The organism is Pseudomonas bubulae (assembly GCF_900618535.1).
Classification (GTDB): domain Bacteria; phylum Pseudomonadota; class Gammaproteobacteria; order Pseudomonadales; family Pseudomonadaceae; genus Aquipseudomonas; species Aquipseudomonas bubulae.
Window position 1 is genome coordinate 302,795 of record NZ_UYJA01000004.1, and the last position, 23,758, is coordinate 326,552.

The 23,758-nt window shown below is 58.6% G+C and carries 24 protein-coding genes and 1 pseudogene; 12 read left to right on the top strand and 13 right to left on the bottom strand.

Annotated elements, in window-relative coordinates; genetic code table 11:
- Window positions 1-9: 9 nt before the first annotated feature.
- A complete protein-coding gene (locus PPTH39_RS15915; protein ID WP_016782674.1) occupies window positions 10-582 on the top strand; it encodes a xanthine phosphoribosyltransferase in 573 nt (190 codons plus the stop codon).
- 82 nt (window positions 583-664) lie between these two features.
- On the opposite strand, the gene PPTH39_RS15920 is transcribed toward PPTH39_RS15915, so the two are convergent.
- From PPTH39_RS15920 to dadA, 6 genes are all read right to left on the bottom strand, one after another.
- A complete protein-coding gene (locus PPTH39_RS15920) occupies window positions 665-2,593 on the bottom strand; it encodes an acetyl-CoA hydrolase/transferase C-terminal domain-containing protein (protein ID WP_130872181.1) in 1,929 nt (642 codons plus the stop codon).
- 115 nt (window positions 2,594-2,708) lie between these two features.
- Complete coding sequence (locus tag PPTH39_RS15925) at window positions 2,709-3,122, bottom strand: c-type cytochrome (protein ID WP_094999735.1); 414 nt, start codon at window positions 3,120-3,122, stop codon at window positions 2,709-2,711.
- Window positions 3,123-3,302: 180 nt separating this feature from the next.
- Entirely contained in the window at window positions 3,303-3,851 is a 549-nt protein-coding gene (locus PPTH39_RS15930) for a cupin domain-containing protein (RefSeq protein WP_016782677.1), read from the bottom strand.
- Window positions 3,852-3,978: 127 nt separating this feature from the next.
- The gene (gene alr, locus PPTH39_RS15935; RefSeq protein WP_130872182.1) at window positions 3,979-5,052 is read right to left on the bottom strand and encodes an alanine racemase; all 1,074 of its coding nucleotides are present in this window, start codon (window positions 5,050-5,052) and stop codon (window positions 3,979-3,981) included.
- Window positions 5,053-5,152: 100 nt separating this feature from the next.
- Complete coding sequence (locus PPTH39_RS15940; protein WP_095038491.1) at window positions 5,153-5,506, bottom strand: RidA family protein; 354 nt, start codon at window positions 5,504-5,506, stop codon at window positions 5,153-5,155.
- Complete coding sequence (gene dadA / locus PPTH39_RS15945) at window positions 5,478-6,779, bottom strand: D-amino acid dehydrogenase (RefSeq protein ID WP_095017863.1); 1,302 nt, start codon at window positions 6,777-6,779, stop codon at window positions 5,478-5,480. The genes PPTH39_RS15940 and dadA overlap by 29 nt, the downstream gene beginning before the upstream one ends.
- Before the next feature lie 155 nt (window positions 6,780-6,934).
- Between dadA and PPTH39_RS15950 the strand changes: the two genes are divergently transcribed.
- The gene (locus PPTH39_RS15950; protein ID WP_016782681.1) at window positions 6,935-7,423 is read left to right on the top strand and encodes an Lrp/AsnC ligand binding domain-containing protein; all 489 of its coding nucleotides are present in this window, start codon (window positions 6,935-6,937) and stop codon (window positions 7,421-7,423) included.
- 90 nt (window positions 7,424-7,513) lie between these two features.
- Here PPTH39_RS15950 and PPTH39_RS15955 read toward each other — a convergent pair whose 3' ends face one another.
- The gene (locus PPTH39_RS15955) at window positions 7,514-7,867 is read right to left on the bottom strand and encodes a YkgJ family cysteine cluster protein (protein ID WP_130872183.1); all 354 of its coding nucleotides are present in this window, start codon (window positions 7,865-7,867) and stop codon (window positions 7,514-7,516) included.
- Between the two features lie 147 nt (window positions 7,868-8,014).
- On the opposite strand from PPTH39_RS15955, the gene PPTH39_RS15960 reads away from it, so the two are divergent.
- Window positions 8,015-9,316, top strand: a complete 1,302-nt coding sequence (locus tag PPTH39_RS15960) for an NAD(P)/FAD-dependent oxidoreductase (RefSeq protein WP_095020510.1) — start codon at window positions 8,015-8,017, stop codon at window positions 9,314-9,316.
- 31 nt (window positions 9,317-9,347) lie between these two features.
- On the opposite strand, the gene PPTH39_RS15965 is transcribed toward PPTH39_RS15960, so the two are convergent.
- Window positions 9,348-9,581 carry a DUF1127 domain-containing protein gene (locus PPTH39_RS15965; protein WP_094999731.1) on the bottom strand — a complete coding sequence of 78 codons (234 nt, stop codon included), beginning with the start codon at window positions 9,579-9,581 and terminating at the stop codon, window positions 9,348-9,350.
- Window positions 9,582-9,750: 169 nt separating this feature from the next.
- Between PPTH39_RS15965 and PPTH39_RS15970 the strand changes: the two genes are divergently transcribed.
- Together PPTH39_RS15970 and PPTH39_RS15975 are read left to right on the top strand one after the other, a co-directional pair.
- Complete coding sequence (locus tag PPTH39_RS15970; RefSeq protein ID WP_094999730.1) at window positions 9,751-11,172, top strand: aminotransferase-like domain-containing protein; 1,422 nt, start codon at window positions 9,751-9,753, stop codon at window positions 11,170-11,172.
- A gap of 32 nt (window positions 11,173-11,204) precedes the next feature.
- A complete protein-coding gene (locus tag PPTH39_RS15975; protein WP_095017866.1) occupies window positions 11,205-12,755 on the top strand; it encodes a phospholipase D family protein in 1,551 nt (516 codons plus the stop codon).
- Between the two features lie 307 nt (window positions 12,756-13,062).
- Here PPTH39_RS15975 and PPTH39_RS15980 read toward each other — a convergent pair whose 3' ends face one another.
- Window positions 13,063-14,556 (bottom strand): aldehyde dehydrogenase, encoded by a 1,494-nt coding sequence (locus tag PPTH39_RS15980; protein WP_130872184.1) that lies wholly within the window; start codon window positions 14,554-14,556, stop codon window positions 13,063-13,065.
- A 169-nt stretch (window positions 14,557-14,725) separates the two neighbouring features.
- On the opposite strand from PPTH39_RS15980, the gene PPTH39_RS15985 reads away from it, so the two are divergent.
- Window positions 14,726-15,088, top strand: coding sequence for a cupin domain-containing protein (locus PPTH39_RS15985; RefSeq protein ID WP_094999727.1), 363 nt, complete (start codon window positions 14,726-14,728; stop codon window positions 15,086-15,088).
- Window positions 15,089-15,299: 211 nt separating this feature from the next.
- Window positions 15,300-15,593 carry an I78 family peptidase inhibitor gene (locus PPTH39_RS15990; protein ID WP_094999726.1) on the top strand — a complete coding sequence of 98 codons (294 nt, stop codon included), beginning with the start codon at window positions 15,300-15,302 and terminating at the stop codon, window positions 15,591-15,593.
- Between the two features lie 70 nt (window positions 15,594-15,663).
- On the opposite strand, the gene rpmG is transcribed toward PPTH39_RS15990, so the two are convergent.
- Window positions 15,664-15,819, bottom strand: a complete 156-nt coding sequence (gene rpmG / locus PPTH39_RS15995) for a 50S ribosomal protein L33 (RefSeq protein ID WP_003437824.1) — start codon at window positions 15,817-15,819, stop codon at window positions 15,664-15,666.
- Between the two features lie 11 nt (window positions 15,820-15,830).
- Window positions 15,831-16,064, bottom strand: a complete 234-nt coding sequence (gene rpmB / locus PPTH39_RS16000) for a 50S ribosomal protein L28 (protein ID WP_019410280.1) — start codon at window positions 16,062-16,064, stop codon at window positions 15,831-15,833.
- A gap of 512 nt (window positions 16,065-16,576) precedes the next feature.
- On the opposite strand from rpmB, the gene PPTH39_RS16005 reads away from it, so the two are divergent.
- Window positions 16,577-18,163 (top strand): ABC transporter substrate-binding protein, encoded by a 1,587-nt coding sequence (locus tag PPTH39_RS16005; protein ID WP_130872185.1) that lies wholly within the window; start codon window positions 16,577-16,579, stop codon window positions 18,161-18,163.
- A gap of 3 nt (window positions 18,164-18,166) precedes the next feature.
- Here the strand turns inward: PPTH39_RS16005 and radC are convergent, their stop codons facing one another.
- Entirely contained in the window at window positions 18,167-18,841 is a 675-nt protein-coding gene (gene radC, locus PPTH39_RS16010) for a RadC family protein (RefSeq protein WP_130872186.1), read from the bottom strand.
- Between the two features lie 122 nt (window positions 18,842-18,963).
- Between radC and coaBC the strand changes: the two genes are divergently transcribed.
- The 4 genes and pseudogenes from coaBC (at window position 18,964) to argB (ending at window position 23,037) form a co-directional block, all read left to right on the top strand.
- On the top strand, window positions 18,964-20,172 hold the full coding sequence (coaBC, locus tag PPTH39_RS16015) for a bifunctional phosphopantothenoylcysteine decarboxylase/phosphopantothenate--cysteine ligase CoaBC (protein WP_094999723.1): 1,209 nt from the start codon (window positions 18,964-18,966) through the stop codon (window positions 20,170-20,172).
- 5 nt (window positions 20,173-20,177) lie between these two features.
- Window positions 20,178-20,633 (top strand): dUTP diphosphatase, encoded by a 456-nt coding sequence (gene dut, locus PPTH39_RS16020; protein ID WP_016782694.1) that lies wholly within the window; start codon window positions 20,178-20,180, stop codon window positions 20,631-20,633.
- A 63-nt stretch (window positions 20,634-20,696) separates the two neighbouring features.
- Window positions 20,697-22,106 (top strand): annotated as a pseudogene (locus PPTH39_RS16025) (phosphomannomutase/phosphoglucomutase); the annotation flags it as partial.
- 25 nt (window positions 22,107-22,131) lie between these two features.
- Window positions 22,132-23,037 (top strand): acetylglutamate kinase, encoded by a 906-nt coding sequence (gene argB, locus PPTH39_RS16030; protein WP_016782696.1) that lies wholly within the window; start codon window positions 22,132-22,134, stop codon window positions 23,035-23,037.
- A 62-nt stretch (window positions 23,038-23,099) separates the two neighbouring features.
- On the opposite strand, the gene pyrE is transcribed toward argB, so the two are convergent.
- Window positions 23,100-23,741 carry an orotate phosphoribosyltransferase gene (gene pyrE / locus PPTH39_RS16035; RefSeq protein WP_094999720.1) on the bottom strand — a complete coding sequence of 214 codons (642 nt, stop codon included), beginning with the start codon at window positions 23,739-23,741 and terminating at the stop codon, window positions 23,100-23,102.
- Window positions 23,742-23,758 lie beyond the last annotated feature (17 nt).

Genomic DNA, 23,758 nt, shown 5'->3' on the forward strand with positions numbered 1-23,758 from the left:
GACGTTACGTTGGAAGCACTGCACAAGAAAATTCGCGAAGAAGGCATCGTGCTTTCCGATCAGGTTTTGAAAGTCGACGCCTTTTTGAACCATCAGATCGATCCTCAGCTGATGAAGGAAATCGGCGACGAGTTCGCGCGTTTGTTCAAGGATTCGGGCATCACCAAGATCGTCACTATCGAAGCATCGGGTATCGCCCCTGCTGTGATGACTGGCTTGAACTTGGGTGTACCTGTGATTTTTGCGCGTAAGCACCAGTCCCTGACCCTGACTGAAAACCTGCTGTCGGCCACGGTGTATTCGTTCACCAAGCAGACTGAAAGCACCGTTGCGATTTCCCCGCGCCACCTGCAAAGCAGCGACCGTGTGCTGGTGATCGACGACTTCCTGGCCAATGGCAAGGCCTCGCAAGCGCTGATTTCGATCATCAAGCAAGCTGGCGCCACCGTGGCCGGTCTGGGCATCGTGATCGAGAAGTCGTTCCAGGGCGGCCGTGCCGAGCTGGATGCACAGGGCTACCGCGTTGAATCCCTGGCCCGGGTCAAATCCCTGGCGGGCGGTAAAGTGACCTTTATCGAGTAACCCTTTCAGTCCGTAGCAGCTGCCGAGGCACGAAGGCTGAGCCGCCGAACGCAGCCTGGCGGCAGCTGCTACGAAAGGCGCGTCAATTGCTTTTCGCGGTTGCCTGCAGCCCTGCCAGCAGCAAACGCTGGTACAGCTCATCGCGCAACCCGTCGGGTTGTGCGAGCTGCATGCGCTCCAGGTGTTCGGGTAATGCCTGGGGCGAAGGCGCGTCCAGCGTAGCCTTGCCCAGTTGGTACATCTGCGTGAGCTTGAATTTGCTTTTAAGCCAGTTCAACGCTCGCAGCAGGTCTTGCTCCTGCGCGCTGAAATCACTGCCCAGCGGGTATTCCGGGAACAAATGCGGGTGCCGATCGGCGATCTCCTGCAAACGCTGCGGGCTGTTGTCGGCAAAACGTGGATCAAGGCGAAAGTCCTTGGGCAGCTTGCCCATCAGTTGTGCCTGGGTGGTCAGTTCGGTCTGGAAGCGCGAGTCGGTGATGTTGAGCAGCGCCTCGATGACTTTGCTGTCGGTTTTGCCGCGCAAATCAGCAATCCCGTATTCGGTGACCACAATGTCGCGCAAATGCCGCGGGATGGTGCAGTGACCGTATTCCCAGACAATATTGGAACTTACATCACCGCCCGACTCTCGCCAGCTGCGCAACATGATTACCGAGCGTGCGTCATGCAGGGCATGGCCCTGGGCAACAAAGTTGTATTGCCCGCCGACCCCGCTCAGCACCCGGCCGTCTTCGAGCTGATCAGCCACGGCGGCACCGAGCAAGGTCACGGTGAATGCGCTGTTGACGAAGCGCGCATCACGCCGTTGCAGGCGTTTCAACTCTTCCTGGCCGTATAATTCGTTGATATAGCTGATGGCGGTCATATTGAATTCAAGGCGCTTGCTGTGGGGCAACTCCCTTAGCCGCTGGTAAAAATCGCGGGGGCCTAGGATAAAACCGCCGTGGATGCTGACCCCGTCACCCTGCAAGCTTTCATCCAGGGTGCCCGCATTGGCCTGGGCTTGCCTGTCGGCATCGGGGTAGACCTTGCGTCGCACAATCCCGGCATCGGCCAGCACCATCAGGCCGTGGACAAACATCTCGCTGCAACCATACAGGCCCCGGGCAAATGGCTCGACGCCACCTTGTTGCTCGATCAGCTTGCGCCACGGGGTGATATCGATAGCGTCGAGCAGGTCGCGGTAGCCCTCGTTGTCACCCTGGCGTGCGAGCAGGGCTGCACTCAGGGCATCACCCATCGAGCCAATGCCGATCTGCAGGGTGCCGCCGTCGCGTATCAGGGTGCTGGCATGCAGGCCGATCATATGGTCTTGCAGATTGACCGGCATGCTGGGCGTTGAAAACAACGTAGTGTGCTCATCTTCGTCAATCAACAGATCAAAATCGTCGATACTCAGCTCCGAGTCGCCGGGCATATAAGGCAGGTCACCATGTACCTGGCCCAGTATCAGAATGGTCTCGCCCGCCGCACGCCGCTTGGCAATCATGGGCAACAAATCGAGGGTAATATCCGGGTTGCAGCTCAAGCTCAGACGCGCGGCATCCTCGGGGTGTCGAGCAACCAGTTGGGCCACCAGGTTCAGGCCGCTGGCATTGATGTCGCGGGCCGCGTGACTGTAATTGCTGCTGACGTAATCCTGCTGAGCAGGCGGGCTGTTGAGCAAACTGCCCGGCTGCAAAAAGAACTGCTCGACGTGGATGTTGGTGGGCATGCTGTTGTGAAGCAGGTCGGCCAGGTAATCCAGCTCAATGTAATCGCCAAATACCCGCTCGACAAAAGGCTCCAGAAACAACCGTTGCAGTCCGTCCCCAAGTGGGGGGCGGCCCAGACTCAAAGCGGTATAGATCGTCAGTTGGCGTTCGGGCAGCTGCCTGATCCGCTGATACAGCGCATTGACGAAGCGGTTGGCCTTGCCCAAGCCCAGCGGCAGGCCAAGGTGAATATGCATCGGTAATCGCGCCAGCACATCATCGACTGCGCGTTCGATCGAACAGGACTGCACCATCTGATCCTCCTTATCCAGTCTTGAATATAGACGTGATAGCGCAGAGGACGCGGACGAGCTCAAATTTCGGGCACAAAAAAGCCGCCCATCAGCGGCTTTTTCAGAGAAGGTCGGGTTATTTCAAACCGGACATTTTCTCGATGGCGCCTTTTAGCTCTTCATCGGTACAGGTCATGCAAGTGCCTTTTGGCGGCATGGCGTTGATACCGGTGATGGCTTTGGCCAGGATGCCATCAAGGCCGCCCTGATGATCGGCGCGCTCTTTCCAGGCCGCGGTGTCACCGATTTTCGGTGCGCCCAACAGGCCGGTGCCGTGGCATGCACTGCAATGCTTGGCAATAATGTCGTCGGGGGTCATGCCACCGCCGCCGCCCACCGAGGCTGCTACGTCCATCCCTTTGCATTCTTGCCCTTGAACACAGACCTTACCCACTGGCTCAAGACGTTTTGCGATGTCATCGTTCGTTGCTGCCTGAGCGTTGACTGCCCATAGGGCCACTACTGCTGCTGGTACGGCCAGCATTTTCATAATTAGGTTCACGCGTTCACCCTCAATGGTGGCTATTCACGCCCACAACCACGGTTTCGCGGGCGGCGAAAGTATAACGGTTAGCCCGCCTCTCTGAAACAACCCTAAAGACAAAGGGGGAATAGAGCTGGCGAAATGCATCTACGGGTGCCTCTGCAAGCAGACAGGGCGCCTCTGTTCTTAGAAATTCGCCGGGGTGGCTGCGCTGATTAGTCGCGCCGCGACGTCGAACGGATTACGAAAGCGGTGTGGTTTGGAGCTTTCGAAATAATAGCTGTCACCGGCTTCCAGCACGAAGGTCTCAAGACCCACGGTTAACTCTAGGCGACCTTCCACCAAAATCCCGGTTTCTTCGCCTTCATGGGTCAGCATTTCGTCCCCGGTATCGGCGCCCGGTGGATAAATCTCGTTGAGAAAGGCAATGGCCCGGCTCGGATGTGCCTTGCCCACCAGTTTCATGGTCACCGCACCGTCGGAAATGTCGATCAGCTCATTGGCTTTGTAGACAATTTGAGTTGGGTTTTCTTGAAGGATTTCTTCGGAAAAAAACTCGACCATGGACATGGGGATGCCACTCAGCACTTTTCGCAGGGAGCTTATGGACGGGCTCACGCTGTTCTTTTCGATCATCGAAATGGTGCTGTTGGTGACGCCCGCGCGCTTGGCGAGTTCACGCTGCGACAGGCCTTTGAGTTTGCGGATGGATTGCAGTCGTTCACCGACGTCCAATGCGGGAGCCTCCTGGGGGTCAGATTCGGGTCGAGAAGCCGCCATCATGGCGATAGCGTTCAGTATTTACAACACTTCGACTTCAAACCCGGACGCCCATTCGCCCCTGCATATTGGATACAACCCATCAGTTACCGGAATAGAGCCGTGGAACGCGTTTGGGGTTGCAGAAAATCTGGTAAGGAATGGTATCTGCTGCAGTGGCCACTTCGCTGGCGAGAATGTTTTTACCCCACAACTCGACCGTCGAACCCAGGCCCGCTTGCGGCACATCGGTGAGGTCGATGCACAGCATGTCCATCGATACACGACCCAGCAACTGGCTGCGCACACCGTCCACAAATACGGGGGTACCGGTGGGTGCCTGGCGCGGGTAGCCGTCGGCATAACCCATGGCCACCACGCCGATTCGCATGGGTTTTGGGGTGATGAACCTGGCACCGTAGCCCACTGGCTCACCGGCGGGCAGTTCGCGTACGCAGATCACTTTGGACTCCAGGGTCATCACCGGTTGCAAGCGAGAGGCCGTGGCCTGTGGCTCGTCAAATGGCGAGCTGCCATACAACATCAAGCCCGGGCGTACCCAGTCACTTGGCACGCGTGGCCAGCCGAGTACGGCCGGCGAGTTGCGCAAGCTGATTTCTGCCGTCAAATCGGCGCGAGCGCCGAGGAACACAGCAACCTGCTCTACGCTTCGAGTGCAATCGAGCTCATCGGCGCGGGCAAAATGGCTCATCAGCACGATTTTCGCCACATTGGCACTGGCCTGCAGACGCTGGTAAGCGGCCTTGTAATCGTTGGGGTGCAAGCCAACGCGGTGCATGCCACTGTCCAGTTTCAGCCACACATTGATGGGTTTGGCGAGCCGGGCCTGCTCGATGGCATCAAGCTGCCACAGCGAATGCACCACACACCAGAAGTCATGTTCGACGATCAGTGGTAGTTCATCCGCTTCAAAAAAACCTTCCAGCAGCAGGATTGGCGCGCGAATACCGGCGGCGCGCAGTTCCAGTGCTTCTTCAATACAGGCCACGGCAAAACCGTCAGCCTCGGCCTCAAGAGCCTGGGCGCAGCGCACGGCACCGTGGCCGTAGGCATCGGCCTTGATCACAGCAAGGGCCTTGGCCCCCGTGACTTCACGGGCCAGTTGGTAATTGTGACGCAGGGCTTGGAGGTCGATCAGGGCACGGGCTGGGCGCATGGCGGCGGGCTTCTAACGGCAAAAGAATAAAAAACGGTGCACACCCGCAGCGTGAACTGCGTGCTGCACCGCAAGAGGGACTGTTACGTGATCAAAAAACTTACGGCAATGCTGCCACAACAGACAGTTCAACCAGGATTTCGGGCTCGCACAGCTTGGCCTCGACAGTTGCGCGGGCCGGCGCTACACCCTTGGGCAGCCATTGGTCCCAGACGCTGTTCATGCCGGTAAAGTCGGCATCGATGTCTTTGAGGTAGATAGTGACCGACAGGATACGGCTTTTATCGGAGCCCGCCAGGTCCAGCAAATGCTCGATATTGGCCAGTGTTTCACGGGTCTGTTGCTCGACCCCGGCGTTCATGTCGTCGCCGACTTGCCCGGACAGGTAGACAGTGCCGTTATGGGTAACGATCTGGCTCATGCGTTCATTGGTGAGCTGGCGCTGGATTGCCATGTTTTGCAGTCTCCTGGTGGTTGCCGTAGCGGGAAATATCAAGGCCTTCGGCGCTGATTTGCGGGGTCTTTTTGGCCATTACGTCCGCGAGGAAACGACCGGAACCGCAGGCCATGGTCCAACCCAGTGTGCCATGCCCGGTGTTCAGGAACAGGTTTTTGAACGGGGTTGCGCCCACAATCGGCGTGCCGTCCGGGGTGGTCGGGCGCAGTCCGGTCCAGAAACTGGCCTGGCTCAGATCACCGCCCTGAGGATAAAGGTCGTTGACGATCATCTCCAGGGTTTCGCGTCGGCGCGGGTTTAGCGACAGGTCAAAACCGGCGATTTCAGCCATGCCGCCAACGCGAATGCGGTTGTCGAAACGGGTGATCGCGACCTTGTAGGTCTCATCGAGAATGGTCGAGGTCGGTGCCATGTCCGAATTGGTAATCGGAATGGTCAGCGAGTAGCCCTTGAGCGGGTAAACCGGCGCCTTGATGCCCAGTGGCTTGAGCATTTGCGGCGAGTAGCTGCCCAGTGCCAGAACGTAACGGTCGGCGGTTTCGAGTTTGCCGTCGATCATCACGCCATTGATGCGATCACCTGCGTAGTCCAGACGCTGGATATCCTGGCCGAAGCGGAACTCAACACCCAGGTTTTTGGCCATTTCAGCCAAGCGGGTGGTAAACATCTGACAGTCGCCAGTCTGGTCATTGGGCAGGCGCAGGGCGCCGGCCAAAATGTCGGTCACGCTGGCCAGTGCGGGCTCAACCCGGGCAATACCGGCACGGTCGAGCAGTTCGAACGGTACACCGGATTCTTTCAGGACCGCGATGTCCTTGGCGGCGCCATCGAGCTGGGCCTGAGTGCGGAACAGTTGTGTGGTGCCGAGGTTACGGGCTTCGTAGGCAATACCCGTTTCGGCGCGCAGTTCGTCGAGGCAGTCACGGCTGTACTCGGACAGGCGAACCATGCGCTCCTTGTTCACGGCATAGCGGCTGGCGGTGCAGTTGCGCAGCATCTGTGCCATCCACAGGTACTGATCAACGCTGGTCGTGGCCTTGATTGCCAGAGGTGCGTGGCGTTCGAGCAACCACTTGATCGCCTTGAGCGGCACGCCCGGTGCGGCCCACGGCGAAGCGTAGCCCGGGGACACCTGGCCCGCGTTGGCAAAGCTGGTTTCCATTGCAACGGCTGGCTGACGGTCCACGACAACCACATCAAAACCGGCTCGGGCCAGATAATAGGCGCTGGCAGTACCAATAACGCCGCCACCCAATACCATAACTCGCATATTCATTCCCTCATCGCGGCCAGCCGCAGACGTTTATTGTTCGATGCAAAGATGAGCGCAGTATATGAAGCATTGAGCAGTGGTATTCACTGTATAAGAAGCTATATTTGGCGACAATTCTCGGGCATAACCCTTTTCACGGAGGAGAATCTCCTATGCGTACAAATCATCAAACAAAGCGTGAATTGGACAAGATAGATCGCAACATTTTGCGCATCCTCCAGGTCGATGGCCGCATCTCGTTTACCGAGCTGGGAGAGAAGGTTGGGTTGTCGACCACTCCCTGTACAGAACGAGTGCGCAGGCTGGAACGTGAAGGGATCATCATGGGCTACAACGCCCGGCTGAACCCGCAACATTTACAGGGCAGCCTGCTGGTATTTGTGGAAATCAGCCTGGACTACAAATCAGGCGATACCTTTGATGAATTCCGACGCGCCGTGTTGAAGTTGCCCCATGTGCTGGAGTGTCATCTGGTGTCGGGGGACTTCGACTATCTGGTGAAGGCGCGGATCAGCGAGATGGCTTCTTACCGCAAGCTGCTGGGTGACATCTTGCTCAAGCTGCCCCACGTGCGTGAGTCCAAAAGCTATATCGTGATGGAAGAAGTCAAAGAGAGCCTGAATCTGCCGATTGCAGATTGACGGCTTTCCCTTAGAGGGGCTGCGCAGACCGGCTTTTGCCTTTAGTCCCCTCTCCCTCCGGGAGAGGGTCAGGGTGAGGGGGCTCTTGATCTAGACCAGCACCTGCCGCGTACTGGCGATGTATTCATGCACCAGCTTCTCTGCGCTGGGGTGAATCATCTCTACCGGGCGTCGGCCGTTGGGGCACGGCAAGGTGGGGGTAGTGCCAAACAACCGACAGATCAATGGCCGCTCTTCATACACCGTGCAGCCATTGGGCCCCAGATGCACACAGTTCAGCTCATCTATTGCTGCTTCTTGTTCGGCAGCCGTCTTGCGCGGCAAGCGGGCCATTTCTTCGGATGAAGTGGTCACAGGCCCGCAGCAGTCATGGCAACCCGGCACGCATTCGAACGAGGGGATTTGCTGCCTGAGAAAGCGGATCTTGTGACTGTTACAGCTCATCCAGAACGTACCGATTGAGAAAAGGCCGCAGAGTCTGCCTGAAAACCCCTGCCCTAGACAGGGCCATTCGGCTGTTCTTGCCCCACGGGAATGGCACGGCTTATGCTCCGTCAAATTTTCCAAACATCAATAATCAGGATTACGCACATGAACGCCCCTGTTCAGCGCAGCCAGCACACCGCTTCTTATTACGCCGCCAGCAGCCTGCCACAACCCGATCATCCGGTTTTGCAGGGCGAGCTGGTAGCGGATGTGTGTGTGGTGGGCGGTGGCTTTTCCGGCCTGAATACGGCGCTGGAGCTGGCCGAGCGCGGCATGAGCGTGGTCTTGCTGGAAGCGCACAAGATCGGTTGGGGCGCCAGCGGGCGCAATGGCGGGCAACTGATTCGCGGGGTCGGCCATGGTGTTGAGCAGTTTGAAGGCGTCATCGGCAAGGACGGTGTGCGGCAAATGAAGCTGATGGGGCTGGAGGCGGTGGAAATCGTGCGCCAGCGCGTCGAGCGTTTCAATATTGCCTGTGACCTGACCTGGGGCTATTGCGACCTGGCCAACAAACCCCGTGACCTTGAAGGTTTTGCTGAAGAGGCCCAGGAGCTGCGCGATCTGGGTTATCGCCATGAAACCCGTCTGTTGCAGGCCAACGAAGTGCACAGCGTGGTGGGTTCGGACCGGTATGTCGGCGGCTTTGTCGATATGGGCTCGGGTCATTTGCACCCGCTGAATCTGGCGCTGGGCGAAGCAGCGGCCGCTGCGCAACTGGGTGTAAAGCTGTTTGAAAACTCCGCAGTAACCCGCATCGATTATGGCCCTGAAGTACGGGTGCACACGGCCCAGGGCTCAGTGCGGGCCAAAAGTCTGGTACTGGGCTGCAACGCCTATCTCAAGGACCTCAACCCGCAACTAAGCGGCAAAGTGCTGCCTGCGGGCAGCTACATCATTGCCACCGAGCCGTTGAGCGAAGCCCGGGCTCACGCCTTGCTGCCACAGAACATGGCCGTGTGCGACCAGCGCGTGGCGCTGGACTACTACCGTCTTTCGGCAGATCGGCGTCTGTTATTCGGTGGGGCCTGTCATTATTCTGGGCGGGATCCGCAGGATATTGCCGCGTACATGCGTCCTAAAATGCTCGAGGTGTTCCCGCATCTTAAAGACGTGAAAATCGACTACCAGTGGGGCGGCATGATCGGCATTGGTGCCAACCGCCTGCCGCAGATCGGCCGCCTGCAAGAGCATCCCAATGTGTATTACGCCCAGGCGTATTCAGGGCACGGGGTTAACGCAACCCACCTGGCGGGCAAGTTGCTGGCCGAAGCTATCAGTGGCCAGCACAGTGACGGTTTTGATCTGTTTGCCAAGGTCCCGCATATCACCTTCCCGGGTGGCAAATACCTGCGTTCGCCATTGCTGGCGCTGGGGATGCTATGGCACCGGTTAAAAGAGCTGCGCTGATTCAAACCTGTAGCCGCTGCCGCAGGTTTGGTTACGAACGCCAAAATGGCTTGCAGCCTTCCTGCCGGGCCATTTCGCGGGTCAACCCCACATCGCGCAGCTGCTGTTCGTCCAGGTTCAGCAGCATCCGGCGGCTGCGAGCACGGTGGCAGAACAGCCCCCACACCCCAAGACCGGCCGGGGTGCTGGTGACTTGACGGGCTTCATGCTCAGCCAGTAATTGTTGGCTGTGCAGCGTCAGGCGCACATCGCTCAAACCATTCATCAGACAGCTCCTTTTGACTCGATTGCCATGAGTCAGCATGATGGCCGTGCGCTGGAAACCATGACAGATTCAGCAAAGTCTTTTTAAATACATACAGATCTGCCATTTCAGGCGCTGAATCCTTGGTTTACGCCCCATCTGTACTGGTCCACCCTTCGGGAGTTCTGCCATGACCCTTTATGTCAACCTCGCCGACCTGCTCGGTACGCGCATCGAGCAGGGCTTTTATCGCCCTGGCGACCGTTTGCCGTCGGTGCGGGCGCTAAGCGCCGAGCATGGTGTGAGCCTGAGTACGGTGCAGCAGGCGTATCGCTTGCTGGAGGACAATGGCCTGGCGTCGCCGCGGCCCAAGTCCGGGTACTTCGTGCCGATGGAGCGTGAGCTGCCCGCCCTGCCGGGCATGGGTAAACCTGCCCAGCGACCCGTGGAAATTTCACAGTGGGAGCAAGTGCTGGAACTGGTTCGCTCAGTGCCGCAAAAGGACGTGATCCAGTTGGGGCGCGGCATGCCGGACGTCACCACGCCAACCATCAAGCCGCTGTTGCGCAGCCTGGCGCAAATCAGCCGGCGCCTGGACTTGCCCGGTCTGTATTACGACAACGTCTACGGGGTACTCGGCCTGCGCGAGCAGGTGGCGCGGTTGTTGCTCGATTCAGGCTGCCAGTTGGGCGCAGAAGATCTGGTAATCACCACGGGCTGCCATGAGGCCTTGTCGTGCAGTATTCGAGCCGTGTGCGAACCGGGGGATATCGTCGCGGTCGACTCGCCAAGCTTTCATGGCGCCATGCAAACCCTCAAGGGCCTGGGGATGAAGGCCCTGGAGATCCCTACCGATCCGCTGACCGGCATCAGCCTCGAAGCCCTGGAACTGGCCCTGGAACAGTGGCCGATCAAGGCTATCCAGCTCACCCCCAGTTGCAACAACCCACTGGGCTACATCATGCCCGAAGCCCGCAAGCGGGCGCTGGTGACCCTGGCCCAACGTTTTGATGTGGCGATCATTGAAGACGATGTGTACGGCGAACTGGCCTACACCTACCCTCGCCCGCGAACCATCAAGTCCTTCGACGATGACGGTCGTGTCCTGCTGTGCAGTTCATTCTCCAAAACCCTGGCCCCCGGCTTGCGCGTTGGCTGGGTGGCGCCGGGGCGTTATCTGGAGCGGGTGCTGCACATGAAATACATCAGCACCGGCTCTTGCGCACCGCAGCCGCAACTGGCGGTTGCCGACTTCCTGAAAAACGGTCATTTCGAGCCGCACCTGCGCAAAATGCGCAGCCAATACCAGCGCAATCGCGACCTGATGCTGGGCTGGATCAGCCGCTACTTTCCGCCCGGCACCCGTGCCAGCAGGCCCCAGGGCAGCTTTATGCTGTGGCTTGAGCTGCCTGACGGCTTCGACAGCCTGCGCCTCAACCGCATGTTGCTGGACCAGGGCGTGCAGATCGCGGTGGGCAGTATTTTTTCGGCTTCGGGCAAGTACCGTAATTGCTTGCGCATGAACTACGCTGCAAAGCCTACGCCGCAGATCGAAGAAGCGGTGCGCAAAGTGGGTATGGCAGCCAGTAAACTGCTGGCAGATACCGTTTAACTCCAGTGACGTCTGGCCCGAGGCTTTACCCGTTGAAATCACTTTGCGCATTGTTTTTAGTCGTCTTGCTGGGAGGCTGTGCCACGTTGGACGTACCCCGTGAACCCACCCAGGCGTTACCCGCCGCAGACTCGGCCTTTGGCCGCTCGATCCAGGCCCAGGCCGCGCCGTATCAAGGTCGCTCGGGGTTCAGGCTGCTGCCCAACAGCGGCGAAGCCTTCAGGGCCCGGGCCGAGTTGATTCGCAACGCGCAAACCAGCCTCGACCTGCAGTACTACATCGTCCACGACGGCTTGAGTACGCGCATGCTGATTGACGAATTGCTCAAGGCCGCAGATCGCGGCGTGCGTGTGCGCATCCTGCTCGATGACACCGCCAGTGATGGCCTGGACGATATCCTGGCCACCCTCGCCGCTCATCCCAATATCCAGATTCGCCTGTTCAACCCCCTGCAACTGGGCCGTGGAACGGGTGTAACCCGGGCGATGGGAAGGCTGTTCAACCTCTCGCGCCAGCACCGGCGCATGCACAACAAACTCTGGCTGGCCGATAACAGTGCGGCGATCGTGGGCGGGCGCAATCTGGGCGATGAGTACTTCGATGCCAAGCCGGAGCTGAATTTTACCGATATCGACCTGCTTGGCGTAGGCCCGGTGGCCGAGCAGTTGGGGCACAGCTTCGATCAGTACTGGAACAGTGCCCTGAGCCAGCCGATTGGTGATTTTGTCTCCTCGCAACTCTCTGAGCAGGAGCTGGGCAAGGCGCGCAAACAACTGGAGACCTCGCTCAAGCGTGCGCAGCAACGCAACCCGGCGCTCTATCAGGAGCTGGCCTCATACGAAACCCGCCCGCAGCTCGACGTGTGGCGCAAGGAGCTGATCTGGGCCTGGAATCAGGCGCTGTGGGATGCCCCGAGCAAGGTGCTGGCCCGGGATGAGCCTGACCCGCATCTACTGCTGACCACACAACTGGCGCCGGAGCTGGTAGGCGTTAATCAGGAGCTGATTCTGGTTTCAGCCTACTTTGTGCCGGGTGAAACCGGGCTGGTGTACCTCACGGGCCGCGCCGATGCCGGGGTCGATGTACGTTTATTGACCAACTCCCTGGAGGCTACTGACGTGCCCGTGGTGCATGGCGGTTATGCACCCTATCGCAAGGCGCTGCTGGAGCATGGGGTCAAACTCTTCGAATTGCGCCGCCAGCCGGGCAGCAGCGGTGGCAGTGGGCCGCACTGGTTCAAGCCCGGGATGAGTTCGGATTCGAGCCTGCACAGCAAGGCGATGATCTTTGATCGGCAAAAATCCTTTATCGGTTCATTCAATTTCGATCCGCGTTCAGGCTTGTGGAACACCGAAGTCGGCGTGCTGGTGGACAGCCCCGAGCTGGCCGCCGAGGCCCGCAAACTGGCGTTGCAGGGCATGGCCCCGGCCTTGAGTTATGAGCCGAAACTGGAGCAGGGCAAGATGGTCTGGGTGACCGAAGACAATGGCCAGTTGCACACTTTGCATCATGAACCGGGCAACTGGTGGCGCCGGCTCAATGCCTGGTTCAGCAAAAGTGTGGGGCTGGAAAAAATGCTCTGATTGGCGGCTGCCCTCTCCCCAACCCTCTCCCGGAGGGAGAGGGAGCTGATTGGGGGATATTTTAGAGTTTCGGCAACCTGACAGTTTTAAGTTGAATCCAGCATCAACTCGGTCAGTACCCTCCCCCTGCGGGTGAGGGCGCTGATCGACGGCGATTCTATAGACGCATGTCTGCGTTCCCATTATGTGGTGTAAAAACCATTGTGGGAGCGGGCTTGCTCGCGATGAAGGCACCGCGGTCTGTCAATCAGACCCGGTGCTGTCATCGCGGGCAAGCCCGCTCCCACAGGGTGTTGCGTTTAGAGGATTACAGCTTGATCCAGGTGGACTTCAGCTCGGTGTATTTATCAAACGCGTGCAGAGACTTGTCACGGCCGTTGCCCGACTGCTTGAAGCCACCAAACGGCGCGGTCATGTCGCCGCCATCGTATTGGTTGACCCATACGCTACCGGCGCGCAGGGCCTTGGCGGTCAGGTGAGCCTTGGAGATATCGGCCGTCCAGACGGCCGCCGCCAGGCCGTATGGCGTGTCGTTGGCAATCTTGATGGCCTCTTCGGCACTGTCGAAGGTGATAACCGACAATACCGGGCCGAAGATTTCTTCCTGGGCGATTTTCATCGCATTGCTGACGCCGTCGAAAATGGTCGGTTCAACGTAGGTGCCGCCGGTTTCTTGCAGAATTTGATTACCGCCTGCTACCAGTTTTGCGCCTTCGCTATGGCCGGACTTGATGTACGACAGCACGGTGTTCATTTGCTGGGTATCCACCAGCGCGCCCACGGTGGTTTCCGGGTCCAGCGGGTTGCCGGGCTTCCAGCCCTTGAGGGCGTCGATCACCAGCGGCAGGAACTTGTCCTTGATCGAGCGCTCCACCAGCAGGCGCGAACCCGCGGTGCAAACTTCACCCTGGTTAAAGGCAATGGCGCTGGCAGCGGCTTCGGCAGCCGCTTGCAGATCCGGCGCATCAGCGAAAACGATGTTCGGGCTCTTGCCACCGGCTTCAAGCCAGATGCGCTTCATGTTGGACTCGCCAGCGTAGATCATCAGCTGCTTGGCGATTTTGGTCGAACCGGTAAACACCAGCGTATCGACGTCCATATGCAGGGCCAGCGCCTTGCCGACCGTGTGGCCGTAGCCTGGCAGCACGTTGAAGACGCCCGCTGGAATGCCGGCTTCAACGGCCAGCGCAGCGATACGGATAGCCGTCAGAGGGGACTTTTCGGACGGCTTGAGGATGACCGAGTTACCGGTCGACAGGGCTGGGCCCAGTTTCCAGCATGCCATCATCAGCGGGAAGTTCCACGGCACAATGGCAGCGACAACGCCCACCGGCTCGCGGGTTACCAAGCCCAGTTGGTCGTGCGGGGTGGCGGCGACTTCGTCGTAGATCTTGTCGATGGCCTCGCCGCTCCAGCTCAGCGCGCCGGCAGCACCGGGCACATCGATGTGCAGGGAGTCACTGATCGGCTTGCCCATGTCCAGGGTTTCAAGCAGGGCCAGTTCTTCGGCGTTTTGCTTGAGCAGGCCGGCAAAGCGGATCATTGCGGCTTTGCGCTTGGCCGGAGCCAGGCGGGACCAGACGCCGGACTCGAACGTCTTGCGGGCCACTTCCACGCCGCGCTGGGCGTCAGCGCTGTCGCAGCTGGCAACCTTACCCAGCAAACGGCCATCGACCGGGCTCAGACACTCGAACGTTTCATTGGAGACCGCATCGGTGTATTCACCGTTGATGAAGGCGCGACCTTCGATTTTCAGCTGTTGGGCCCGCTGTTCCCAGTCAGCACGCGTCAGGGTGGTCATTCGAGTGTCCTCCTCTTGTTGAAATGGAAGCGCCACCCTAAACCAGTGGCCCTGGAACTTTCAATATATTTGACACAGGTGGCGTAAACACCATGGCTTGTTCGTTTTAATAAACATAGACTTTAATTTTGCTGACCACACATGCCGCAATTTCGGGGGGATAACAAAGATGAGCATCGCAAGCGTAGTCGACTTCAGCACTGCCAATACCCAGGCTGAACGTTTTAGCCCGGCCCCGGAAAAGGTGCTTAAAGGCAACCCTGAGCAAGTTATCCACAACCACTACGACAGCCCCTGTGGGCAAATGAACGCCGGGGTGTGGGAAGGAGCTGTGGGCCAGTGGACCGTCAATTACACCGAGCACGAATACTGCGAGATCGTGCAGGGCGTTTCCGTTTTGCGTGACCATGAAGGTAACGCCAAGACCCTGCGCGCCGGCGATCGCTTTGTCATCCCCGCGGGATTCAAAGGGACATGGGAAGTGCTGGAGCCCTGTCGGAAAATTTACGTAGTCTTTGAGAGCAAGGCCTGAGACAGCTGATCCAGAGCCTTCAACAAGCCCTGCCACGCTTTGATGGCGGGGCTTTTTTATGCCTGCCCTCCAGGGCTACAGGCTACAAATTCAGAAATACGTCGCCAGCGCCCTTCGCGTCAATGTGAGCCAGTCTTGAGAGAACGCCGGGCACTTAAGGAATGAGCAGGCCCGCAGCGTTATTTCATTTATCTGAAAACAGGGAAGACCCATGTCCAGTCTGAATACTTTGAAACGCCTGTTGTTGACCACCAGCGTCCTGCTGGGGTTTTGCTCCATGCCCGCGATGGCTGAGGAGGACGGCAAGTGCAAAACGGTTGCGATCAATTTTCTGGTTGCGCCTGAGGCGACGCCTGCTTTGCTGGAGATGCTGCGCCGGGAGTCCGGGGCAACCGAGTTGCGTGTCGAGAGGCCGGGCATAGGCTACACCCGAGAGCACAACGCAGACCGCCTTCGCGTGGTCGTCGACGAAAACAACCTTATGCAGAGCTATATGTGCGGCTAAGGCTGACAAACGCGCACAAAAAAGGCCCGTATCGTGAGATATGGGCCTTTTTCGTAAGAAGAAAAACCAATTACTTGATTTTGGCTTCTTTGTAGATCACGTGCTTGCGAACCCGCGGATCGAATTTTTTGATTTCGATTTTGTCCGGAGTGGTGCGCTTGTTCTTATCAGTGGTGTAGAAATGGCCTGTACCAGCGCTCGACACCAAACGGATCAATTCACGCATGATTAGCTCCCTTAGATCTTGCCAGCACGGCGGATTTCGGCCAGCACGACAGTGATGCCACGCTTGTCGATGATACGCATGCCTTTAGCAGATACGCGCAGACGTACGAAACGTTTCTCTTCTTCAACCCAGAAGCGGTGATGCTGCAGGTTCGGCAGGAAACGACGACGGGTTTTGTTATTTGCGTGGGAAATGTTATTCCCAGTCACCGGACCCTTACCGGTAACTTGACAGACTCTCGACATGCCTCAGCCCTCTAAAACCACATGCCCAACCCGGCATGGGTTGGCCGCTTAATCTCTCAGTCATGGCGCCAGGCGCCGCGTTTCTTTAAGGGTCTTACCGGCTACACCTACAAACGCAGGAACCGGGCCCCTAGAAAAGAGCGCTGCTTTATACCAGAAAGACTAAAGAGCAACAACAAGCAGTGTGATTTGGTGTAATTAATGAAGCCGCCATTTTAACGCCAATCCGCGCGGCGTCTATGCCTTGTGGCGTTTTACCGCTCGTCGCTGGGTGAAAGGTATCGGGGGCTGGTGCCCGCTCGTAGCCGCTGCCGAAGGCTGCGATCGAGCACGTAGTGGTCGCCTTTTCACGCTTGCTCAAGGCCCTGGAAGCCCTTTCCCGGCCTGCGACAGCGACTACAGGATGTCGAATGCCATTAAAAAGTGGTCATTTGAGTACCAGAACACTAGGGTAAGACTTTTCCAGACTGCACTTGCAGATGGGCCTTATCGACTTGTACAGGAAACAGATCATGCGCCTCGCTGCCGTCCCCTTTTTGCTCACCTTTTGCCTGAGCCCGCTCGTACACGCGGCCACCTTGAGCGTTTGCACCGAGGCCAGCCCTGAAGGGTTCGACGTTGTGCAGTACAACTCGCTCAGTACCACCAATGCCTCGGCAGACGTGCTGATGAACCGCCTGCTGGACTTTGACGCTAAAGCCGCGAAGCTGGTGCCTTCACTGGCGCAAAGCTGGTCAGTGTCCCCTGAAGGTCTTGTGTACGATTTCAAGCTGCGCCCCGGGATCAAGTTCCACAGCACGCCTTATTTTTCCCCAAGCCGTGAGTTGAATGCCGATGACGTACGTTTCAGCTTCGAACGCATGCTTGACCCTGCCAACCCATGGCACAAGGTGGCGCAAAGCGGTTTTCCCCACGCACAATCCTTGCAGTTGCCTGAGCTGATCAAAAAAATTGAAACTCCGGATCCGCTGACCGTGCGCTTCACCCTGAGTCGCCCTGATTCGACCTTTTTGCCAGCGCTGAGCATGGGCTTTGCCTCGATCTACTCGGCCGAATATGCCGACAAGCTGATGAAAGCAGGCACACCGGAGCTGATGAACAGCCAGCCGATAGGTACCGGGCCTTTTGTATTCAACCGTTTCCAGAAAGACGCGGTGGTGCGCTACAAGGCCAACCCGGACTACTTTGCCGGCAAGCCAGCCGTTGACGGGCTGATTTTTGCCATCACCCCGGACGCCAACGTGCGGCTGCAAAAATTGCGTCGCAATGAATGCCAGATTGCTCTCTCGCCCAAGCCGCTGGACGTCGCAGCTGCCGCCAAGGATCCAGCGCTGGCTGTAGCGCAGACCCCGGCCTTCATGACCGCGTTTGTGGCCATCAATAGCCAGCATCCACCGCTGGATAAACCCGAGGTACGTCAGGCCATCAATCTGGCTTTCGACAAGGACACTTATCTCAAGGCCGTGTTTGAAAACAGCGCCCAAGCGGCCAACGGTATTTACCCGGCGACCACCTGGAGTTATGCCAAAGACTTGCCGGGCTATGCCCACAATCCGCAAAAAGCCCGTGAATTGCTGGCCAGGGCGGGTCTGAAAAACGGCTTCAAAACCACGATCTGGACGCGCCCGACAGGCAGCGTGCTCAATCCCAACCCGAGCCTGGGCGCGCAGTTGCTGCAAGCCGACCTGGCCAAGGTGGGTGTGCAGGCCGATATCCGGGTGATCGAATGGGGCGAGCTGATCCGTCGCGCCAAGGCTGGCGAGCATGACCTGCTGTTTATGGGCTGGGCAGGCGATAACGGTGACCCGGACAACTTCCTCACGCCGCAGTTTTCCTGTGCGGCAGTGAAATCCGGAACCAACTTTGCGCGTTATTGCGACAAGGCGCTGGACGGTTTGATCAGCCAGGGCAAAACCCTGACCGATCAGGACAAACGCAGTGCTTTGTATCAAAAGGCGCAAGCGCAGATCCAGCAACAGGCGCTGTGGCTACCGCTGGCCCATCCAACGGCCTACGCACTGACCCGTAAAGACGTACAGGGATATCAGGTGAGTCCGTTTGGGCGCCAAGACTTTTCAACAGTCAGCGTTAAGCCCTGAGCCTTACATCCAGCCGCGCTCGACCATTGAAAGCGGCTGGCCGTCACCGACTATAAAATGATCCAGCACCCGCACTTCGATCAGATCCAGCGCCTGGATCAGGCGCTTGGTCAACGTGCGGTCAGCCTGGCTGGGGTCGCTGATGCCCGAGGGATGGTTGTGGCAGAAAATCACCGCTGCCGCATTGTGCGCCAGGGCACGCTTGACCACCTGGCGCGGGTAGACACTGACGCTGTCTATCGAGCCCCTGAACAGCACCTCGAAGGCCAGCATGCGGTGCCTGGAGTCCAGAAACAGGCAGCCGAAGGCTTCGTGTGGCTCATGGCGCAGCAATGACTTGAGATAATCCCGAACGACTTGCGGGCTCTCCAGCGCGCTGTCGCGGCGCAAGCGTTCGGCCAGGTGGCGGCGGCTCATTTCGAGTACGGCCTGCAACTGGCTGAACTTGGCCGGGCCCAGCCCGAGCGGGAGACAGAATGCGCGCAGATCGGCTTCGAGCAAGGCCCGCAGGCTGCCAAACTCGCTGAGCAGATGGCGCGCCAGATCGACTGCACTTTTGCCCGAAACCCCGGTGCGCAAGAAGATTGCCAGCAGTTCGGCGTCTGAAAGACTGCCTGATCCGTGTTGCAAAAGCTTCTCCCGCGGGCGCTCCGCCGCAGGCCAATCTCGAATGCTCATAACACCTCCTTGTAAATGGGCGCCGCTGTTCCCTGGCAGGCGCTGTGTTATCTTAGCCCATCATTTTTGCGCGGCATTTGGCCATTTTCTGCGCAGTCATCATCGAACTAAAAGGCAGGCCTATGCAGCGGCTGTATCGAAAACGCATTGTTTTGGGCGTCGGCGGCGGCATCGCGGCTTACAAGAGTGCAGAGCTGGTTCGCCGTCTACTGGACCAAGGCGCGGAAGTAAGGGTTGTCATGACCCGTGGCGGCAGCGAATTCATCACGCCTCTGACCATGCAGGCGTTGTCCGGGCACCCCGTTCATCTGGATTTGCTCGACCCTGCGGCTGAAGCGGCCATGGGGCATATCGAGCTGGCCAAGTGGGCCGACCTGGTACTGATTGCACCTGCAACCGCTGACCTGATTGCCCGCCTTGCCCAAGGCCTGGCCAATGACCTGCTGACCACCCTGGTGCTCGCCACGGATGCCACGGTTGCCATCGCTCCGGCGATGAACCAGGCCATGTGGCGCGACCCGGCCACCCAGGCCAATACCCGGTTGCTCGAAAGCCGCGGCCTGCGCGTGTTTGGCCCGGCCTCCGGAAGCCAGGCCTGTGGCGACGTGGGCTTTGGCCGCATGCTCGAGGCGGATGATCTGGTGAGCTGCGCCGCCGAGTGTTTTCAGCGTCAGGTGCTAACCGGCAAGCACGTGCTGATCACCGCAGGCCCTACCCAGGAAAACATCGACCCGGTGCGCTACATCACCAACCACAGCTCCGGAAAAATGGGCTTCGCCCTGGCTGAAGCAGCAGTGGAAGCCGGCGCCCGTGTGACCCTGATTACCGGCCCGGTACACCTGCCGACCCCGGATCGCGTGACCCGTATCGACGTGGTCAGTGCCCGTGACATGCTCGCAGCCTGTGAGGCGGCGATCCCCTGCGACGTGTTTATAGCGTCTGCTGCTGTTGCAGACTACCGCCCGGAAGTCATTGCCCCGCAAAAACTAAAGAAAGACCCTACCAAGGGTGACGGCCTGTTGCTGCAAATGGTGCGCAATCCAGACATTCTGGCCACTATCGCTTCACGCCCTGATCGCCCTTTCAGTGTCGGCTTTGCCGCAGAAACCGAGAACTTGCTCGATTACGCTGCGCGCAAGCTCAAAGACAAAAACCTCGACCTGATTGTCGCCAATGATGTGGCCAACCCCAGCATCGGCTTCAACAGCGAAGAGAACGCCTGCAGCGTGATCGATCGCGAACTGCACGCCACCGTATTTGCCCAGACCAGCAAGGGCAAGATTGCCCGCCAGCTGGTCACTTTTATCGCCGAACGTCTGAACCAGGTTTAACTCGTATGCACGCTTTGCAAGCCAAAATCCTCGACCCTCGCATTGGTAACGAATTCCCGCTGCCGCAGTACGCCACTCCTGGCTCTGCCGGCCTGGACCTGCGCGCCATGCTTAAAGAAGACACCGTTCTGGAGCCGGGCCAGACCCTGCTGATCCCCACCGGCCTGTCGGTGTACATCGGCGACCCGGGCCTTGCCGCCCTGATCCTGCCGCGCTCGGGCCTGGGCCATAAGCACGGTATCGTACTGGGGAACCTGGTCGGCCTTATCGACTCTGACTATCAAGGCGAACTGATGGTGTCGTGCTGGAACCGTGGCCAGACCGCCTTCAACATCACCATCGGCGAGCGTATCGCTCAACTGGTGCTGGTGCCGGTAGTGCAGGCGCACTTTGAGCTGGTCGAAGAGTTCGACGAAAGCCAGCGTGGCGCTGGCGGTTTTGGCCACTCCGGCAAGCTCTGATTTGTATTTCAAGGCCAGGCGTCCTGCCTGGCCTTTAGCCCCCTCCTGAATCCTCTGAGCGTGGAGCCCCCTGCAATGAGTAACCCCGCTTCGGTTCCGCCGATACTGTCTGACAGCATTTTCCGCGCCTATGACATTCGCGGTGTGGTGCCACAAACCCTGAACGCTGAAACCGCGTACTGGATCGGCCGTGCCGTCGGTGCCGAGAGCTTGGCCAAGGGTGAGCCCCATGTGTCGGTAGGTCGGGACGGGCGTCTGTCGGGCCCTGAGTTGGTCGAACGGCTGATTCAGGGCGTGGCTGACAGTGGCTGCCAGGTTAGCGATGTAGGGCTGGTGCCGACCCCTGCGCTGTATTACGCCACGCATGTGCTTGCAGGCAAGTCGGGGGTAATGCTCACGGGCAGCCATAACCCGCCGGACTACAACGGTTTCAAGATCGTGATCGCGGGCGATACGCTGGCTGATGAGCAGATCAAGGCTCTGCATACGCGGCTCAAGGTCAATGACCTGACCTGGGGCGAAGGGCATATAGAACGTGTAGATATTTTGCCCCTCTATGCCGAAGTGATTACCCGCGATATCAAGCTGGCCAAGCGCTTGAAGGTAGTTGTGGACTGCGGAAACGGCGTGGCCGGAGTCATCGCGCCTCAGTTGATTGAAGCTTTGGGCTGTGATGTGACCGGCATTTTTTGCGAGGTCAACGGCAATTTCCCCAACCATCACCCCGACCCGAGCAAGCCGGAAAACCTCGTGGATTTGATCGCCAAGGTCAAAGAAACCAATGCCGACATAGGGCTTGCCTTTGATGGCGATGCTGATCGCGTGGGTGTCGTGACCAACACTGGCACCATGATCTTTGCAGACCACTTACTGATGCTGTTCGCACAGGATGTAATGGAGCGCAACCCGGGTGCCGAGATCATCTTCGATGTGAAATGCACCCGTCGCCTGATCCCGCTCATCAAGGAATTCGGTGGCCGACCATTGATGTGGAAGACCGGTCATTCGCTGATGAAAAAGAAAATGAAAGAAACCGGCGCCCTGCTGGCTGGCGAAATGAGCGGGCATATCTTTTTCAAAGAGCGCTGGTTCGGTTTTGACGACGGTATCTACAGCGCTGCGCGCCTGCTGGAGATCCTCAGCAAGCGTCAGGCAACCGCTGAAGAGCTGTTTGAGACCTTCCCGAACGATATTTCTACGCCTGAAATCAATATCGATGTGACGGACGAGAGCAAATTCAGCATCATTGAGGCTCTGCACGATGCTCAATGGGGCGAGGCCGCCGAGTTGACGTCCATTGATGGTGTGCGGGTTGACTACCCTCATGGCTGGGGCCTGGTTCGCGCCTCCAACACCACGCCGGTGCTGGTGCTGCGATTCGAGGCCGAAACAGAGGCCGAACTGCAACGCATCAAGGATGTCTTTCACGCTCAATTGAAGCGTGTGGCACCTGATCTCCAACTACCGTTTTGATCGACTTGTTCTACCGGAGCCCTGAATGACCCTCGAACGTGATGCCGCCTCCAACGTCGCCAAGGTTTTGTCCGAAGCGCTGCCCTACATTCGCCGTTACGTCGGCAAGACGCTGGTGATCAAGTACGGCGGCAACGCTATGGAGAACGATGACCTGAAAACCGGCTTTGCCCGTGACATCGTGCTGATGAAGGCCGTGGGTATCAACCCGGTCGTGGTCCACGGTGGCGGCCCGCAAATCGGTGATCTGCTCAAGCGTTTATCCATCGAGAGCCATTTTATCGACGGCATGCGCGTGACCGACTCGCAAACCATGGATGTGGTGGAAATGGTGCTGGGCGGCCATGTGAACAAGGAAATCGTCAACCTGATCAACCGCCACGGCGGCAGTGCCATCGGTCTGACCGGTAAGGACGCGACGCTGATTCGCGCCAAAAAGATGGTCGTGACCCGTCAGACGCCGGAAATGACCAAGCCGGAAATCATCGACTTCGGTCATGTGGGCGAGGTCATCGACATCAATACCGACCTGCTGCACATGCTGACCAAGGGTGACTTCATCCCGGTTATCGCGCCAATCGGTGTGGGCGCCAATGGCGAGTCCTACAACATCAACGCCGACCTGGTGGCGGGCAAGGTTGCCGAAGCCCTCAAGGCCGAGAAACTGATGCTGCTGACCAACATCGCCGGCTTGATGGACAAGGAAGGCAAGGTGCTGACCGGCCTGACTACCGCTCAGGTGGATGACCTGATCGCCGACGGCACCATTTATGGTGGCATGCTGCCAAAAATCCGCTGCGCGCTGGAAGCCGTGCAAGGTGGCGTGACCACGGCGCATATCGTCGACGGTCGCGTGCCGAATGCCGTACTGCTGGAAATCTTCACCGATACCGGTGTGGGTACGCTGATTACCAACAGCAAACCGGCTTAAGCAGAACCAAAAAAAGCCCCGCCCGGAGTGATCCGGGCGGGGCTTTTTGATGGGCGAGGGGATTAAATCCCGTACTGCGCCCGGTACGCTTCAACGGCTGGCAGGTATTGCTTGAGGGTTTCGTCTTCGGCCAGGAACTGCAAAACCTGGTTCAACGAAACGATGCTGATCACCGGAATACCGAAGTCGCGCTCGACTTCCTGGATCGCCGACAGCTCGCCATTGCCGCGCTCCTGACGGTTGAGGGCAATCATCACGCCGGCCGCCTTGGCGCCCTGGGCCTGGATGATTTGCATCACTTCACGGATAGCGGTACCGGCCGTGATCACGTCGTCGATGATCAGGATATCGCCTTCAAGCGGCGAGCCAACCAGGCTACCGCCTTCGCCATGAGCCTTGGCTTCCTTGCGGTTGAAGCACCACGGCAGATCACGGTCGTGGTGCTCGGCAAGCGCTACGGCAGTGGTCGCCGCCAGGGGGATGCCCTTATAGGCCGGACCAAACAGCACGTCGAAGGAAATACCGCTGTCAACGATGGCGGCAGCATAGAAGCGCCCCAGCTGGGCCAGTGCAGAGCCGGTGTTGAACAGCCCGGCATTGAAGAAGTAAGGGCTGGTACGGCCCGACTTCAGGGTGAACTCACCGAAGCGCAAAACGCCACGATCGATGGCAAAGCGGATGAAATCGCGCTGATACGCTTGCATGAAAAAAGTCCCCAGAT

Excerpts from the sequence above, each read along its gene's own strand:
- PPTH39_RS15920 (WP_130872181.1), bottom strand. The coding sequence starts at position 2,593 with ATGGTGCAGTCCTGTTCGATCGAACGCGCAGTCGATGATGTGCTGGCG.
- PPTH39_RS15925 (WP_094999735.1), bottom strand. The coding sequence starts at position 3,122 with ATGAAAATGCTGGCCGTACCAGCAGCAGTAGTGGCCCTATGGGCAGTC.
- alr (WP_130872182.1), bottom strand. The coding sequence starts at position 5,052 with ATGCGCCCAGCCCGTGCCCTGATCGACCTCCAAGCCCTGCGTCACAAT.
- PPTH39_RS15940 (WP_095038491.1), bottom strand. The coding sequence starts at position 5,506 with ATGGCAATCCAGCGCCAGCTCACCAATGAACGCATGAGCCAGATCGTT.
- dadA (WP_095017863.1), bottom strand. The coding sequence starts at position 6,779 with ATGCGAGTTATGGTATTGGGTGGCGGCGTTATTGGTACTGCCAGCGCC.
- PPTH39_RS15950 (WP_016782681.1), top strand. The coding sequence starts at position 6,935 with ATGCGTACAAATCATCAAACAAAGCGTGAATTGGACAAGATAGATCGC.
- PPTH39_RS15955 (WP_130872183.1), bottom strand. The coding sequence starts at position 7,867 with ATGAGCTGTAACAGTCACAAGATCCGCTTTCTCAGGCAGCAAATCCCC.
- PPTH39_RS15960 (WP_095020510.1), top strand. The coding sequence starts at position 8,015 with ATGAACGCCCCTGTTCAGCGCAGCCAGCACACCGCTTCTTATTACGCC.
- PPTH39_RS15965 (WP_094999731.1), bottom strand. The coding sequence starts at position 9,581 with ATGAATGGTTTGAGCGATGTGCGCCTGACGCTGCACAGCCAACAATTA.
- PPTH39_RS15970 (WP_094999730.1), top strand. The coding sequence starts at position 9,751 with ATGACCCTTTATGTCAACCTCGCCGACCTGCTCGGTACGCGCATCGAG.
- PPTH39_RS15980 (WP_130872184.1), bottom strand. The coding sequence starts at position 14,556 with ATGACCACCCTGACGCGTGCTGACTGGGAACAGCGGGCCCAACAGCTG.
- PPTH39_RS15985 (WP_094999727.1), top strand. The coding sequence starts at position 14,726 with ATGAGCATCGCAAGCGTAGTCGACTTCAGCACTGCCAATACCCAGGCT.
- PPTH39_RS15990 (WP_094999726.1), top strand. The coding sequence starts at position 15,300 with ATGTCCAGTCTGAATACTTTGAAACGCCTGTTGTTGACCACCAGCGTC.
- rpmG (WP_003437824.1), bottom strand. The coding sequence starts at position 15,819 with ATGCGTGAATTGATCCGTTTGGTGTCGAGCGCTGGTACAGGCCATTTC.
- rpmB (WP_019410280.1), bottom strand. The coding sequence starts at position 16,064 with ATGTCGAGAGTCTGTCAAGTTACCGGTAAGGGTCCGGTGACTGGGAAT.
- PPTH39_RS16005 (WP_130872185.1), top strand. The coding sequence starts at position 16,577 with ATGCGCCTCGCTGCCGTCCCCTTTTTGCTCACCTTTTGCCTGAGCCCG.
- radC (WP_130872186.1), bottom strand. The coding sequence starts at position 18,841 with ATGAGCATTCGAGATTGGCCTGCGGCGGAGCGCCCGCGGGAGAAGCTT.
- coaBC (WP_094999723.1), top strand. The coding sequence starts at position 18,964 with ATGCAGCGGCTGTATCGAAAACGCATTGTTTTGGGCGTCGGCGGCGGC.
- dut (WP_016782694.1), top strand. The coding sequence starts at position 20,178 with ATGCACGCTTTGCAAGCCAAAATCCTCGACCCTCGCATTGGTAACGAA.
- argB (WP_016782696.1), top strand. The coding sequence starts at position 22,132 with ATGACCCTCGAACGTGATGCCGCCTCCAACGTCGCCAAGGTTTTGTCC.
- pyrE (WP_094999720.1), bottom strand. The coding sequence starts at position 23,741 with ATGCAAGCGTATCAGCGCGATTTCATCCGCTTTGCCATCGATCGTGGC.